Annotated in this window: 13 protein-coding genes; 2 read left to right on the top strand and 11 right to left on the bottom strand. The window is 60.3% G+C overall.

The window, feature by feature from the left end; translation table 11 throughout:
• Positions 1-2: 2 nt before the first annotated feature.
• The 5 genes from AC2A6O_RS22135 to AC2A6O_RS22155 all read right to left on the bottom strand — a co-directional run bounded on the left by AC2A6O_RS22135 (position 3) and on the right by AC2A6O_RS22155 (position 6,126).
• Positions 3-1,484, bottom strand: coding sequence for a glycerophosphodiester phosphodiesterase (locus AC2A6O_RS22135; protein WP_498930370.1), 1,482 nt, complete (start codon positions 1,482-1,484; stop codon positions 3-5).
• Positions 1,484-2,542: an ABC transporter ATP-binding protein gene (locus AC2A6O_RS22140; RefSeq protein ID WP_498930372.1), complete on the bottom strand. Its 1,059-nt coding sequence runs from the start codon at positions 2,540-2,542 to the stop codon at positions 1,484-1,486. The genes AC2A6O_RS22135 and AC2A6O_RS22140 overlap by 1 nt, the downstream gene beginning before the upstream one ends.
• Positions 2,542-3,369: an ABC transporter permease subunit gene (locus AC2A6O_RS22145; RefSeq protein WP_330562023.1), complete on the bottom strand. Its 828-nt coding sequence runs from the start codon at positions 3,367-3,369 to the stop codon at positions 2,542-2,544. The genes AC2A6O_RS22140 and AC2A6O_RS22145 overlap by 1 nt, the downstream gene beginning before the upstream one ends.
• 13 nt (positions 3,370-3,382) lie before the next feature.
• Positions 3,383-4,690, bottom strand: coding sequence for a carbohydrate ABC transporter permease (locus AC2A6O_RS22150; protein WP_498930374.1), 1,308 nt, complete (start codon positions 4,688-4,690; stop codon positions 3,383-3,385).
• A 65-nt stretch (positions 4,691-4,755) separates the two neighbouring features.
• A complete protein-coding gene (locus AC2A6O_RS22155) occupies positions 4,756-6,126 on the bottom strand; it encodes an ABC transporter substrate-binding protein (RefSeq protein WP_498930376.1) in 1,371 nt (456 codons plus the stop codon).
• A gap of 362 nt (positions 6,127-6,488) precedes the next feature.
• Here AC2A6O_RS22155 and AC2A6O_RS22160 point away from each other — a divergent pair, with 362 nt between their 5' ends.
• Positions 6,489-6,866 carry an HAD hydrolase family protein gene (locus AC2A6O_RS22160; RefSeq protein ID WP_148582256.1) on the top strand — a complete coding sequence of 126 codons (378 nt, stop codon included), beginning with the start codon at positions 6,489-6,491 and terminating at the stop codon, positions 6,864-6,866.
• 66 nt (positions 6,867-6,932) lie between these two features.
• Here the strand turns inward: AC2A6O_RS22160 and AC2A6O_RS22165 are convergent, their stop codons facing one another.
• From AC2A6O_RS22165 to AC2A6O_RS22190, 6 genes are read right to left on the bottom strand one after another with little or no spacing between them, the layout of a single operon-like run.
• Positions 6,933-8,600 (bottom strand): hypothetical protein, encoded by a 1,668-nt coding sequence (locus tag AC2A6O_RS22165; RefSeq protein ID WP_498930378.1) that lies wholly within the window; start codon positions 8,598-8,600, stop codon positions 6,933-6,935.
• The gene (locus AC2A6O_RS22170) at positions 8,597-9,355 is read right to left on the bottom strand and encodes a glycosyltransferase family 2 protein (RefSeq protein ID WP_498930380.1); all 759 of its coding nucleotides are present in this window, start codon (positions 9,353-9,355) and stop codon (positions 8,597-8,599) included. The genes AC2A6O_RS22165 and AC2A6O_RS22170 overlap by 4 nt, the downstream gene beginning before the upstream one ends.
• On the bottom strand, positions 9,355-10,827 hold the full coding sequence (locus AC2A6O_RS22175) for a hypothetical protein (protein ID WP_498930381.1): 1,473 nt from the start codon (positions 10,825-10,827) through the stop codon (positions 9,355-9,357). The genes AC2A6O_RS22170 and AC2A6O_RS22175 overlap by 1 nt, the downstream gene beginning before the upstream one ends.
• On the bottom strand, positions 10,824-11,762 hold the full coding sequence (locus AC2A6O_RS22180; protein ID WP_162529960.1) for a lysylphosphatidylglycerol synthase domain-containing protein: 939 nt from the start codon (positions 11,760-11,762) through the stop codon (positions 10,824-10,826). Before AC2A6O_RS22180 ends, AC2A6O_RS22175 begins: the two co-directional genes overlap by 4 nt.
• Before the next feature lie 10 nt (positions 11,763-11,772).
• Entirely contained in the window at positions 11,773-12,561 is a 789-nt protein-coding gene (locus tag AC2A6O_RS22185) for a glycosyltransferase family 2 protein (RefSeq protein ID WP_148582251.1), read from the bottom strand.
• A gap of 9 nt (positions 12,562-12,570) precedes the next feature.
• A complete protein-coding gene (locus AC2A6O_RS22190; protein ID WP_498930384.1) occupies positions 12,571-13,155 on the bottom strand; it encodes a GtrA family protein in 585 nt (194 codons plus the stop codon).
• Positions 13,156-13,497: 342 nt separating this feature from the next.
• Between AC2A6O_RS22190 and AC2A6O_RS22195 the strand changes: the two genes are divergently transcribed.
• Positions 13,498-14,304: a helix-turn-helix domain-containing protein gene (locus AC2A6O_RS22195; RefSeq protein WP_498930844.1), complete on the top strand. Its 807-nt coding sequence runs from the start codon at positions 13,498-13,500 to the stop codon at positions 14,302-14,304.
• The last annotated feature ends 51 nt before the right edge of the window (positions 14,305-14,355 follow it).

Genomic DNA, 14,355 nt, shown 5'->3' on the forward strand with positions numbered 1-14,355 from the left:
GTTTATTCGCTTTTACCGAGCATCCGGGCGACGAGAAAGGGCTCATTCACGTTGAAGAGATCCGGCTTCAAGGCCAGCAGGCGTTCGATCTCGGCGGGGTCCTTGCCCATGTAAGCGATCATCGGCCTTCGCCCGGCAGCCCTGACCGTTTCAAAGGCCTCAAGACTGGCATTCGACGCATTGAATTCGATGATGACTGCCTGGAGCGAAGACAGACAGGTTTCAAGACTATCAAAATCCTCAGCCCGCGCCATCAGCCGCGCCTGCGGAAAGGCCTCTTCAATGGTCCGAAGCCTCACGGGATCCTGCGCCCAGAAGAAGACGTCTTCCGTCGCCAGTGTTCCCAGAACACTTCTCACCGTGTGATGCGGATCTGCCTCCTTCAGCTCGACATAGAGTTTGCCGCCCATCTGCGAGGCCGTTTCCAGAACTGCACCCAGGAGCGGGATGCCTTCGCCTTTGAAAAACGGAGCAAACTTTCCCCCCGCGTCCAGCATCGCCAGTTCAGCGCCTGACTTTTCCGCAATCGCGCCGGAACCGTTTGTGGTGCGGTCGAGCGTGGCGTCGTGATGGACCACGAGTTGCCCGTCCGCCGTTTGCTGCACGTCGATCTCAACGTAAGCGAAGCCGGCTGCCCAGGCGGCCTTTGCTGACGCCAGCGTGTTTTCAGGTGCGATCTTGCAGGCGCCGCGATGGCAGACAATCTCCGGCCCCGGACCTGCGGAGCGGGCGAACCGTGCCACCATTTCCGGCTGATCGGAGCAGATGCCGAGGATCGGCCTCTTCACAAGCGTTTCGATGACTTCGGCGCGCTCCTCATGCCAGGTCACGACCGGCAAGCCACGGTCCCTTGCCTTGGCAAAAAAGGCTTCATCCAGCAAGTGGTCCGGCCTTTGGCCTGCCCGCTCCCAACAGGGGTGGATGATTTCCGCACCGCAGCGGTCTGCAATCGGAAAGGGATCCTTGCCAAGGCCGACCAGGATGGAAACGGGATAGGGACAGCCGTTTGCGATCAGCGCCGCTGCATAGTCCGGTGTGTTCGCGCCGGCGATGACACGCTCGATCCGGTATGCCAGAAGCTCCGCGATGGCCAGCGAGGCTGCCTCTCCCTCCTTTGCATCCAGATAGATGCCGGCGCCAAGACGGGCTGCAAGGGCTGCGATCTGCGAGAACAGGGGCGCCTCGCGTCCGGCTTCGGCGGTCAGGGCCTGCAGCCGGGTTGCCGTCAGATCTGCCACCTTGAGGTCAAGGCCGCAGACCGCTTTCAGATCCTCATCGTGAAAGGCAACCGGGACCCGGTCAGCGGTCAGTCGGACATCGACCTCCCACATATCGGCGCCAAGCTCATGGGCAATTTCATAAGCCCGCAACGTGTTGTCGAAGGCATAGGCGCTCGCGCCGCGATGGGCGATGGAAAGCGGACAGGAGCGCGGCTCGCTGAGCCATGCCCGGCCGGGCTGGAAGGTTTGCGGGACCGGTGCCATCAGAGCCTGCTTCCGTCCGGACCGAAGGCGAGGATGCGGTCTTGCGCGATACCCCAGGTCACTTCGTCGCCCAGCTTGTGATTGCCGCCATGCGGCTGGATCGAGCGCAGCACGGCGCCGTTCTCCAGAGTGACGTCGTAAAGTTCTTCCCGGCCCTGGATCTCGACGAAGCTGACCTTGCCGGTCACCTTCAGCGGATTACCCGGCTGGAAGAACTCCGGCCGGACACCGAGGCGCATCGGCACGCCTGAGCCGGCAATGGCAAGATTGGACGGGATCGGCAGGGTGACTCTGGAATTTGCCAGGCGGAAACCGCCCTCTTCCGTTGTCCCGTCCAGAAACGCGATCGGCGGATTGCCAAGAAAGCCCGCGACGAAATCCGATGACGGGTTGTCATACATTTCGGACGGGCTGGACAGTTGCACGATCTCACCCTTTTTCATGATCGCAATGCGGTCGCACATGGACATGGCTTCCACCTGATCGTGGGTGACAAGCACAGCGGTGATGCCGGTTTCCTGCTGGATGCGGCGGATCTCCGAGCGCATTTCCAGACGCAGTTTCGCATCCAGGTTGGCCAGCGGCTCATCAAGCAGCAGGATGTCCGGTTCCCGCACCAGCGCCCGTGCCAGCGCGACACGCTGCTGCTGTCCGCCGGACAGTTGTGCGGGCCGGCGAGCCATCAACTCGCCGATCTGGACAAGACCTGCAATCTTCTCGACCTTGCGGTCGATATCGGCCCTGTTTTCCCGGCGCACTTTCAGCGGGAAGGCAATGTTTTCATGCGCGGTCATATGCGGATAAAGTGCGTAGTTCTGGAAAACGACGCCGACATTGCGTTGCTGCGACGGGAGCGTCGTAACGTCCCGCTCGCCGAACAGAAGCCGGCCACCATCCATGCGGTGAATGCCGCAGACGGCAAACAGTGTGGTGGATTTGCCGCAGCCGGAGGGCCCGAGCAGAGCCAGCATCTCGCCGCTGTCGATCGTCAGTGACATGTTGTCGATGACGGTGGTTTCACCAAACGTCTTGGTGAAATTTTCAAGTGCGATACGCATCAGCCTTTCGTGCCTCCGCCATAGATGTTCATGAGTTTGCGGTTGAAGACCACGTAGATCAGAATGACCGGCAGGGCGTAGAACAGCCCGATGGACTTGAAGAGGTTAAAGTCCGGCTTGCGGTCGTCCATGATGGTGTTCTGAAGATAGGTCGCCAGAACCTGCGACGCGCCGCTGGGGGCCAGCACCTGGGGCAGGATGAACTCCTTCCAGGCTTCCAGGAACGAGAACAGCGCCAGAGCCGCGATCCCGGGCTGGACCTGCGGCAGGACCAGTTTCCACCACACCGTGAAGCGGCTGGCGCCATCGGTGATCCCGGCCATCTCGATTTCCCAGGGCACGGTGTCGTAAAACCCCTTCATGATCCAGATACCGAGCGGCAGCTCCAAGGCTGTCTTCACCAGGATCACGCCGATCAGCGTGTTGTAGAGACCGCTCATCTGCAGCATCAGGAAGATGGCGATGATGAGGGTGACCGTCGGAAAGGCATGAAGGGTCAAGATGCCGCCCAGAAAGAACTTGCGGAACGGCATGTTCAACCTGGACAGGGCGTAGCCTGCGGTCAGCGATACCATCACGACGATCAGGCTGGTGGCGGAGGCAAAGAGGAAAGTGTTGGCCGTAACCGGCCAGATGCTTGCGCGGCCGCTTTCCGGCTTTTCGAACAGGAATTTCCAGTGTTCGAGGGTAAACCTGTCCGGCAGCAGCGAGCCTGCCGTGGTATCCGTGACTGTGTCCACGACCAGGTAGAAATACATCAGCACCAGCGGCAACGACAGGATGCTGAGCAGCACCAGGATCGGCCAGATACGGAAGTTGGGTCTCATGTCCGTCTCTCCCCTATTGCTCGATACGCGGCTTGGCCACGAGGTCGTCGAAATTGAAGAGGCGCAGATAGATCAGCGCTGCGGCAATGCCGATGACCACCAGGACCATCGCCAGCGCGGCCCCAAGGCCGTATTGCAAGACGCCGCCGTAGTTGTTCAGCGCGGTGTGGAAGGTGTAGAGCGCCCAGACTTCCGTGGCCTTGCCCGGCCCGCCATCCGTCGACAGGTAGATGTAGTCGAAGGACGTCAGCAGCGAGAGCGTCTGATAGGCGGTGGTGAACAGGATCGGCCATCTGAGTTGCGGCATGATGATGTAGCGAATTTGCTGGAGACGGTTGGCGCCATCCACCTCACTGGCATGCAGCATGGTTTCCGGGATTGCCTTGATGGCGCTTGAGAAAAGGATCATGCCGAGCGAAGCGCCAACGAAACCGTTGATGAGCACCACGACCACCCAGGCATTGATGTCGGAATGCAGCATCCAGTTTCGCGGAGGCACGCCGAAATGAGCCAGAAAGCTGGAGAGGAACCCGGTATCCCAGGCCATCCATTTCCACATCATCACGTAGATGACCGGCGGCAGGATGCGCGGCAGAAACCAGATCGTGCGAAAGGTGGTTGCAACGCCGGACGGCAGATAGAAGGTTGTGACAGCCAGAAACAGGCCGAACCCGATGCTGAACGCCAGGGTGAAGGACACATAGATCAACGTGTTGCCGGCGGCCCGCATGGTAGACGGCAGCGAGGCGATCAGACTGTAGTTTTCCGTCGTCCAGACCCAACCGGTATAGGCGGTTCTGGTCAGCTCCGCCGTTTCTGTTTTTCCAAGGCCGAGATCCAGTTCATCCACGGATGCCAGAAAGGCTTGTTCGGTTTCAAATCGCGTATTGAGGATTGAGCGCTTGAAGAGGTCAGCCGCTTTTTTCAGATCCCGAGTCGAGCGCGGACGTTCCTTCAGCCGCTTCAGCTCACGCTCCAGGTCACGCCGGCCGGCAAATGTCTTGCCGGACAATTCAGCCTCGATCTCCTGCGCGAAGGCCTTGCCGAAGTCGGCCTGGACAGCAGCGAGACCGGCAGCGTCGATCTTGTACGTATCCAGGGCCAGACGGTCGGCCGTCGTTTCCGGAAAGCCCTGATCCTTGAGCAACCGGATCGTGCGTTCCGTCACCTCGTAAGCACCGCCGGAGGAAATGCCGGTTCCGGAACTCATGTTGGTGAAGGAGAACATCATTGTCAGCACCACCGGCGCCAGGAACAGAAACACAATGATGAAGAGCGCAGGGGTCATGAATCCCAGCCCGAGCAGGTGCGCGCGTTTCATCTTATCCTCTTGAAAGGTGAGCCGGGCGGCGGACCGCCCGGCAAGGCAGATGGAAGATGGATGGCTTAGCGGACGATCAGGTCGTCACCGAGCACGGCCGTCATTTCCGCTTCCACTTCGGCAACCGCGTCAGCCGGAGATTTCGTGCCGGTCCAGGCCGTTTCCAGACCCTTGAACATGATCTCGGAGAACTTGCCGTAGTTCGGGTTGTTCGGCTGGGAATTGGCATACGGCAGCAGGCGACGGGTTGCTTCGGCTGCCCAACGGTCGTTGGCGTAAAGCTCGATGTTGGACTGCTCCCTGGCAATGCCCAGGTGTGCAGACTTGATGGCATGCAGCGTGTTGATGCGCGGTTCTGACGCAATCTTGATCAGCTGTGCGGCGATCTCGATATCGTCTTCGTTGTCCTGCTTGGTGAGCAGGTAGGCCAGCGGGTGCGTGATGGTGTTGGCCTGGCCGTTTTCATTGCCTGCCGGGATGAGCGTGAACTGGATGTTGCCGAAGAAATCGTCCAGACCTTCCTTGCCGGTGTAGCGGGCATAGTGCCAGGTGCCGCCGTGCCACAGGGCCGCCTTGCCGGACGCCACTTCCGCGTACCACTGGTCCCACTCGGTGCCGATGTGGTTCTTACGGGTCACCTTTGCTTCCACCGCGTCCACGAAGAACTGGTAGAAATCGGTCATCGCCTGCTTGTCCAGAACCAGCTTACCGGTTTCCTTGTCCATCAGTTCACCGCCAAACGACTGGTAGAACTGGGCATAGTCCGGACCGTTGGAAACGCGCGGATAGAAGCCATAACCTTCCTCGACGATTTCCATGTCGACGGCTTTCTTGGCATCTTCCAGCACGTTCTGGAGCGTGTATTCACCAGCTTCCACCTTGGCCGGGAGCGCGTCGATCTCTTCGTCGGTGTAGCCGATCTTCTTCATGGTATCGCGCCAGAAGAAGAACGGACGGCTTTCCGCATCCTGCGGCAGACCATAAACGATGCCGTTATAGGTCGTGATATCGAGCAGGTTTTCGTAGATGTTGTTGATCGGCCAGGTGTCCATGTCGACATAATCCTCGACCGGAACGATCAGGCCCGACTGGCTCCAGGGTGCAATGTCCAGGTGGCTGGTCACGACGATGTTCGGGGCGCTGCCTGCTTCGGCGGCCAGGGTCACGGCCTGCCTGAATTCGTCCCAGCCGGCAAAGTCGCGCTTCTTTTCAACGTTGATGTTCAGCTCTTCGCCGCGGATCGCATATTCGCGGGACAAGATGTCGGCCGCCATCTCGATGGCATCCAGACGGTAGACGTCGCTGTCGTTGGAACCACCTGCCCAGACGGTGATGGTGAGGTCTTTTGCCAGGGCGTTTCCGGAAAAAGCCGCGGTTGTGAGTGCCAGAACGGCAGCCGCTGTGGACTGGCGCAGTTTGGAAACAAGAATGCTCATCGTATTTCGCCTGCTGTCTGTGTTGGGGCACCTCACTCCCGGAAGTGCCTTGGGAAGAACAAATGCGCTTGCACACGTGTGCAATCGGCGTTCTAGCGGGCGGGTATTACGGGCATGTGACAGCCTTGCGGAAATTCCGGACCGGGACATGCGGCAGGTCCTGTTTCAGCCAGAGTATAAAAGCGGATCACGACGGCAGGACGACGGCAGAGCCGGCGATACCTGAAGAGACAGCCGGGCAACATAAAACCGGACGGCGAGCTTTACCCGGCCTTGATGATTTGTGGGTATAGCAACACCCCGAACAGTAATTTCATGATCTTCCGGTCTCTGCGGAACCGGACCAGCGGGGAGTTGAACCCATCAAGCGCCTTGTTATCGATCTGGACGGTACCCTGACCCTTGCGGATACCTCCGACTACCGGAACGTTTCACCGAACCTGCCCCTTGTTGAAAAGCTGCGGGAGTACAAGGAACAGGGATTCGAGATCGTGATCCAGACCGCACGCAACATGCGGACACACGAAAACAACGTCGGCAAGATTACGGCGCACACCGTGCCGATCATCATCGAATGGCTGCAGAAACACGACATTCCCTATGACGAGATCTTCGTCGGCAAACCCTGGTGCGGTCACGAGGGCTTCTATATCGACGACCGCGCCATCCGGCCGGACGAATTTGTCCGTCTGTCAAAAGCGGAAATCGACGACTTGCTCGACAACGCTCCCAAGAGCTGACGCCACATAGGTTCCGCGGCCAGACACCTGCGGAACCGGACGCCTTCCCGGGCTAGGGCGTGACCCCTAAAGGTCCTGGCTGTCCTGCCCCTTCTTTCGGTAGACGGTCCAGGACGGGCTGCGGGCAACCTCCCGGTAGTGCTCCAGAACGTAGGGCTGGTAGATTTCCCAAAGCGCTTCTCCAGATTGGTCTCCGTGCCCAACGATCACAAATTCCGCATCCGAGAAGAACTCGTCTTCCGGCTGATGAATATCCTTGGAGAACGTTCTGCCGTCGTGAAACCAGATCGGTGCCCTGGCGGGTGAAGGCTTGTTCAGAAGGGATGGAAACGGATTGGAGAAGTTGAGCGCCAGTACGGGTCCGGCATCCGGCTCTTCGGCTCCGGCTTCCCGTAGCAGGTTGAAACCGTCCAGCATCCGATTGTAGTCGACGTTCACTTCCGCTTCGGGCTGCTCTTGCCTGCGCGGATTCACGACAAAGCCCGCCTGTCCGGTGCCAGCCAGCCGTTCGTCCGCAGGATATTGCCGGCTTTGCAGAAACTGCGCGACCATGGCCCCGCCATCACGCACAGGATAGAGCAAGGCTATTGCGATGGCCGCCACCGAGAGAATGTTCAGCGTCAGAGCCTGCGATGCCACTTCCCCCGGCTGCGCAACAACCTTATCCTTTCGGAACAGGCCGGCCCACTGCACGGCGATGACCGGAAGCACCGCGTAGATCGGGCTTTGCGACAGCCAGTGATTCTGCATGAGAATGACGCAGGCCATGGCGGCCGCGACCAGGATCAGAATGACAGGAGTAAAGCGCCTGGGCTCAGAGCTGTTTTCACACAGCAGCAGATAGAGCGCGGCACTGCCGATAGCCCAGATGGCCGCTTCCCCAAGCTGGGTGATCAGCTTGATGATGCGCCAGGTTTCCTTCGCAAACGCGGAAACGGTCTTGAGGTCCGCAAGGTTCGCGCTGACCTGTCCGGTGATCAGCTCAGCCGCCACCAGGGACGCCGCGAGGCCGATCAGAACCACGACGGCATGTTTTAGCGAAACATTCCGGAAGACCGTTGCCGCAACCAGCAGACCGACCAGCGCAGCGCCGAAAGTGACCTTGATCAGGCAGACGACGGCAATCGAAACGCCGAGCAGAAAAGCTTCCGGCACGCCCCTGCGTCCGGGAGGACAGCAAAAGGCCGCCGTAACAACAGCCGCAAGAGCCGCCGCCCAGCGATTGTAGGGGGCAAGCCAGCTCATGCTGGTATGGGCGAAGATCGTATCCGGTTCGCGCGGCGTCACGGCTGTGGCAACAGCAATCAGAACAACGAGGCCAAGGGTGCCGAAATTGAGCTGCCGCGTCAGTGCGAGAACCGCCAGCACCAGCGTGGCCAAGGCGAAAATGGCGTTTGCCAGGGGAATAGACGTTGCATCCACCTGGCGCAGACCGGCCGCGATCCGGAAGACCCAGTCGTACACCGGACCGATCAGGCTGAAATAGTCGACGCTCGAGGCCAGCCCGTTTGCGGACTTGTTTGCCGCGTCAAAAGCCGTCCAGAGGTCGTGCAGATAGCGCTCATGATCATAGAACAGGTGCGGCAGCGTGGCGCTGACGAAGATCAGTCCCACGGCGCCCGACAGACAGAGCAGCCCGACGAAGCCGGAAGCATAGTCCTCGCGCAGGTACCAGACCGCAACAAGCGCCGGAAACAGCAGAATGGCAAAGGCATAGGTGGAAAGGGCAATCATTTGGCAATCGTCCACTTTGCTGCCGAAGGTGGCGGGGAGATGATGAAGGATTCCAGCTGTTCCGGCGTGCCGAGCATGCCGACATCTTCGAACGCAAGCTGGCTGATGGTGACATCCGCTCCGTCCGAAATGATCTGGTTGTACATGGGCGCAATATACCGCTCGCCCTTTTCCTCTCCGCTTGCACGGAAGAAACGGGCATAGACGTCCCGGTAGCGTGCGACGCTGTCGAACCAGTAGAGACCGACGGTCGCATGATCGGAAATGCGCTCCTTCTCGCGCAGTTCCACCACGCGGCCGTTCTGGTCGGTCCGCGCGAAGGACCAGCCATCGCCCGGCCCGGGGAAACACGGCACATGTCCGGCACAAACCGCCGGATCCGCAGGCGCCATCGCACCCGGGGCCACATAGGTATCGATGTTGAAGATGGCGAGCGGCTGGTTTTCAGAGGCTGTGGCCACCAGTTCCAGAGCCGTCGTCGCCTGTCCGTCGGTGAGTTCGTCAAGCTGGACGATGCCGTCGACCTTGATACCAAGCGCCTTGCAGCGGCCAGTCAGGAAGTCCGGCGCGTTCAATCCGCTGCGCACCGCAAACCGGAACGACCAGCCGGCTTCCCGATAGGCTTCCAGCGAGAGCATGGACCAGTCGAACAACGGCCGGCCGAGCGCCTCGATCTCGTATTTCGGCCGCTCGTATCCCGCCTTGGTGAAGCGGCTGCCGAGACCTGCCATGGTAATTGCCACGATGCCGCTCATCAGCTGGCCTTTCTCTGCCGTTTCTGTCCGCTTTCAAGCTGATCGAGGATCGACGCCGCGATCAGCGCAAAGCCGACAAGCTTGTCCGGGTGGTCGGTGTGAAGCGGCAGCATCGACAGGAACAGTGACAGTTCGACCGCACGCACGTGGGCAATGTCGAGGCCTTCCGCCTCCAGCCTGTCGCAGAAGTGCCGTTCGGCCCAATCTGCCGGAGGCGCAATCGTCCAGTCGAGTTCCAACTTCAGGTCCTTGTTCAGATAGACGCGGAACAGGCCGTTGTTGACATAGTCGTAGCTGCCCAGAATGGAGTGACTGATCTTGGCCACATCATAGAGCGGATGCATCATCGCATCGTCCGCGGACAAGGCGCCACGTGGATCGATCAACCGCATCAGGCCGATCCGCCGATCGAACAGGATGTTGGAAAAGCACGGATCACCGTGGGAAAACACCAGTTGATCCGTGGTGGCCACCGCCTTGCGGACGAACGGACGTGCCTGCTCCAGCATGTCGGGCAAACCGCCGCGCGGCCCCGCCCGTTCCAGGATCTGGTTGGTCTGCCTGCCAGGCTCGGTTTCCAGGAACGCCGCGATCCTCTTGTCCATTTTTTCCAGTATCTGTTTTTCAGCACGAACCCGGTCTTTCTTTCCCGGTGTTCTGGCGTTCAGATAATTGAAGGCCTGATCGAGCAGGACCTTGAAATCACCTTCGGTGAAGGAGTGATGCACCCATTGCAGCGCTGCATCGGGGATTGCCAGATGCTCCATGCGATAGCCCGCCTGCTTGCCGTCCTCCCAGAAACCAAAGGTCGGCAACAGAAACCGCTGCAGTTCCGGTGGTGCGGCATGGAAGAAGCCGTATTCGGCGCGCATTTTCGCGATGTCGCTGGATTGTTTGTGAAAGACGTTGTCTTCCGCGCGGGCGGAATTGAAATGACGCAGCTCGGTCGCGCCGGACAGAAACAGCATCAGATTGCGCGGTTCGCGAATATCGATGAACCGGGCGTGATCCGTGATGATCTCGGAGCGGTCGCGCAGCGACAGCAGCAGCAGGCGGCGGGCCTCAGGCGTTTCCGCACACAAAAGCGATGCGGCCTCGGTGTGGAACAGGACAGCAACAGCCTCGTCGTTGATGACCGGAGTGGCCAGCATCGTCGTCAAGGCGTATCCGGCCTTGCGGACAAGCACCGAAAAGCCCTCCGGATCAAGCGGTGGCAGGCAGAGCGGTACGCGCAGATAGATCGCCGCATCGCCCCGGTCGCGGATACGGTCGGCAAGTTCCACGCCGCTTTCCGGCGACGTCAGATGCTCGACCGCTTCCGCTCCGGCCTCCAGGGACATGGCTGTCAGTTCCTTCGCCAGGGTCTGGCGACGGCGCATGATGTCGGAAAACCGGACTTCGCCAAGCGCGGCACGCACGCTTTCGGCCTGCGGATCCCGGTCGTCTAGAATTACGGAAAGTGCTTTTGTCATAAGACACCGGTCCTGTTCTGGGCGCGCAGCGGTTCATTGCGCACGCGCGGCAGGTAGATCCACATGGCAAGCGGCCAGACCAGGGCAAGGGACAGAAGACACAGGCTGCTCCATGTGCCGACGGCCCCCTGGAAGCTGCCAACAGGCCCTTCGAACACCCGTTCCGCCAGGAGCACGATCCCGCTGGTTCCAACAAAGTCGGCCGAGGTGAAGGCCAGGACTGTCGCGGCCAGCGCCTCCAGCCCCCAGATGACCATGGACATGACCAGCAGCACAGGCCCCTGCACGCGGAAAAGGTCGGCCCCGCGTGTCGTGATCTGGCGCAGGCCATCAAGCTGGCCGAGGTGCCGCAGTGAGTTCGGGTTGCGGTGGTTCAGAACCACGTAGTGCTGCAGGGCCTGCAAGATGCCCGGCCCAAGCACGAAGACGACAAGGCCTGCCAGCACGGCAATGCTGGTTACGGCCAGAAGAACCATCGGGCCGGTGGCCAGCGGTCCGTGATAGGCGTAGACGACGCCAAGCAGAACCAGGATCATCAGCCCATCGAAAAACCGCTCCAGCAGGATGATGATCAGCGCGCCGGGAAAGCTTTTGCCCAGATACCAGAGCTGATGCAGCCTCAGGATCTCGCCAAGCTTGAACGGAATGACAAGGGCGCCCGGGCTGGTCACAATATGCAAGAGCGCGCTGGAACGCCCGGAAATGCCAAGCAGCCGCGAGGCCATGATGGCGAGACGAACGGCACGCACGCAATGAGAGCCGAGATAGATGCCCCCTGCCAGCACAAGAGCCTGCCAGGGTTTGCCGGTGAGCTCGCCCAGGCCCTGCTCAACCAGCCACCAGACGGCAAGGCCGAACGGCACGAACAAGACCGCATAATGCAGGGCAAGGCCTGCTGGCTGCCTGGCGTGCCGAGACCGGGCAAATATCCGCAAGGTCCGCACCTCAGGCGATCCTCGTCGAAGGATAGGCGGCGCGCGTTGTCTGCCGGTGATCGGCGGCAAAGAAGGCCGCAGGACTGAACAGACGGAAGCCGACGATACGCAGCAGCTGGACCCCCATCTTGCTGAGCTTGGCATTGGAGATCTGGTCGTCTTCACGCCAGGTCAACGGAAAGAACGCTAACCGGAACCGGTTTCGGACAACACCCAGGATCAGGTAATAATTGAACGTCAGGTCGTCGGCATATTTCAGGTGAAAACCGGACTTGAAGGCCTCCACCCGGAACAGGTTCAGCCCGGAGCCGAGGTCGAAGAGACGTTGGCCGCTGATTGCCGAGAAGATCAGGTTGAAGGCATGATTGGCTGCCGTGCGCACCAGCGAATAGCCCTCCAGCTTCGAGCCCTTCATGAAGCGCGCGCCCATCAGGAAATCGAGGTCCTTGTGGCGGCCAGCCGCAATATGCGGCACCAGGTCGGCAATCGAGCCCTGATCATCGCCGTGCAGCACGACCAGATAGTCGTAGCCGTTCACCATCGCGAAATTGATCGCAACCTTGTGCGACCCGCCAAGGCCGTAGTTGTCGTCGTTGTGCAGCAGGGCCGTTTCGGCATAGCCGAGGTTCGCCAATCCGGCCTGCGCCGCTTCTCGCGTGCCGTCTGTCGAGCGGTTGTCGACGCACAGCACACCATCGACAACGGCCCGCACCTCCGGCGCTTCAAGCTGTTTCAGCACACGCGGGATCTGCGCTTCGCAGTTGTAGCAGGGAATGAAAACAAGAACGCGGCCGGTCATGGTGGCCCCTCAATCTGACTTGCGGTATTCGAGTAGAAACCGCATGAAAAAGAAATTCGCGACAAGAGTGAAGGGCGTGACCAGCATCTTGGCGCTGATGCCACACAAGGTCACCGGTTTCAGACCGTAACCGGCAACAACGGCCATTCCGCCCACGGCCTCCAGCAGCGACATCAGGGCCCAGCTCAAGGCGGCTGTCAGAGCCGAGGCGGCCGTCACCGCAACGACCTGCCAGATCCAGTAAAGCACCAGGAGGGTTGCCGTCGATCTGTTGCCGGCCTTTTCGAAAATGTGCTTTCCGGCAACAAAGAAGACGAAGGTCACGCCGCAGAAGGCACCGATGAAATTTGCCCAGAACACGGGCAGGCCACTCTGCGTGAGCGTTGCCATCGTCAGGAAATCCAGGCACCAGCCGATCCCGGAGATCAGGGCAAATCCAGAAAAGCGTTTTGCGATTGCGTTGTAACGGTTCAAGGAAGACAACCCTGACTTCTGTTTGCCGTCACGTTCCGCAACGATCGATGCGCTTCCGACGTGCTTCATGCTGCCACCGTCAGCACGCACGGGAATGACAGTCGATCCATGTGCTGACATTGCCTTCGGCCGGCATCGGAAAAACCTGTTCAAATCCTGAAAACAAGCGAGCCGTATTCGCCGACCCTCGCGACCGAAACGACCCACCCTCACGTAACGAGACCCTAGGGACGAATTATTTCGATGCCGTTAATCGGTGAATCTGACAATGGGTCGACCCATCGGGCCGGTGCCAGCACGCGTGCAAGGCCGAGCTGTGATGTCGTCTTATTGTCAGTGAGATTTGTCTTTCATGGGTTTCGGCAGCACCCGAAGCTGCCGTTCAAACGGCGCGCAGCAAACGGGTGGAAAGAGCCCTTCCAAGGCCTTACCAAGACAATTCCACGATGCTATTTTCCGGTGATGCAGGGCAATCGCTATCACCATCTCGGCTGGCATCACGGGATTCAGCTCTTCGAGGCTTCGTTCAGTCGGCAGACCTTCACCCGGCACGCGCACGAAGGATTTGCCATAGGCGCCATCGCCGCCGGCGCCGGCGGTTACATTTGCCGCGGTGAGAGCATGACGCTTCCTGCCGGGTCGCTTTCGCTCATGAATCCCGAGGAGCCCCATACCGGGCATGCCGCGACCAACCACGTGCGTTACAATATGCTCTATGCGTCCGAAGAGGCGGTGCGCGCCATCCTCGACCTGAAAGAACTGCGCGGCTTCAACCAGGTCGCTCCCCGGGATCACGGCCTTCGGCTGGCACGAGCGCTCGGTGGCCTTGCCCGTTTTCTGAACATGCCCGCGTCGGCTGACCGGACCCTGGCAGTGGAAGAGGCTGTTCACGATGTTCTCTCCGTCGCGTTCACTCGCTATGGCAGAGCGGACCTGCGTCCCGCCGGCCGCGAACCTGCGGCAGTCGGTCTGGTGCGGGCGCGAGTGATGGCGGCGGTCGAGTCCGGCGCGCCTCTGACCCTTGATGATCTGGCGGCCGAAGCCAATCTCAGCGTGTCGTATCTGATCCGAAGTGTCCGACGCGCCACCGGCATGACGCCGCACGCCCTGATCGTCCAGGCCCGTGTGGATCATGCGCAGCGGTTGCTACTGAATGGCGTTCCTGCCGCTGAGGCTGCCCACGAAGCGGGGTTCTGTGATCAGGCCCATTTGATCCGGCAGTTTCGCCGCCATTATGGCGTGACACCCGGCGCGCTGAAACGGCACTGACGGTTCACTTTTGTCCAATCGTTCCCGGATCCGTCCATGCCAATAGCGTTC

Source organism: Labrenzia sp. ATLA3 (assembly GCF_057180185.1).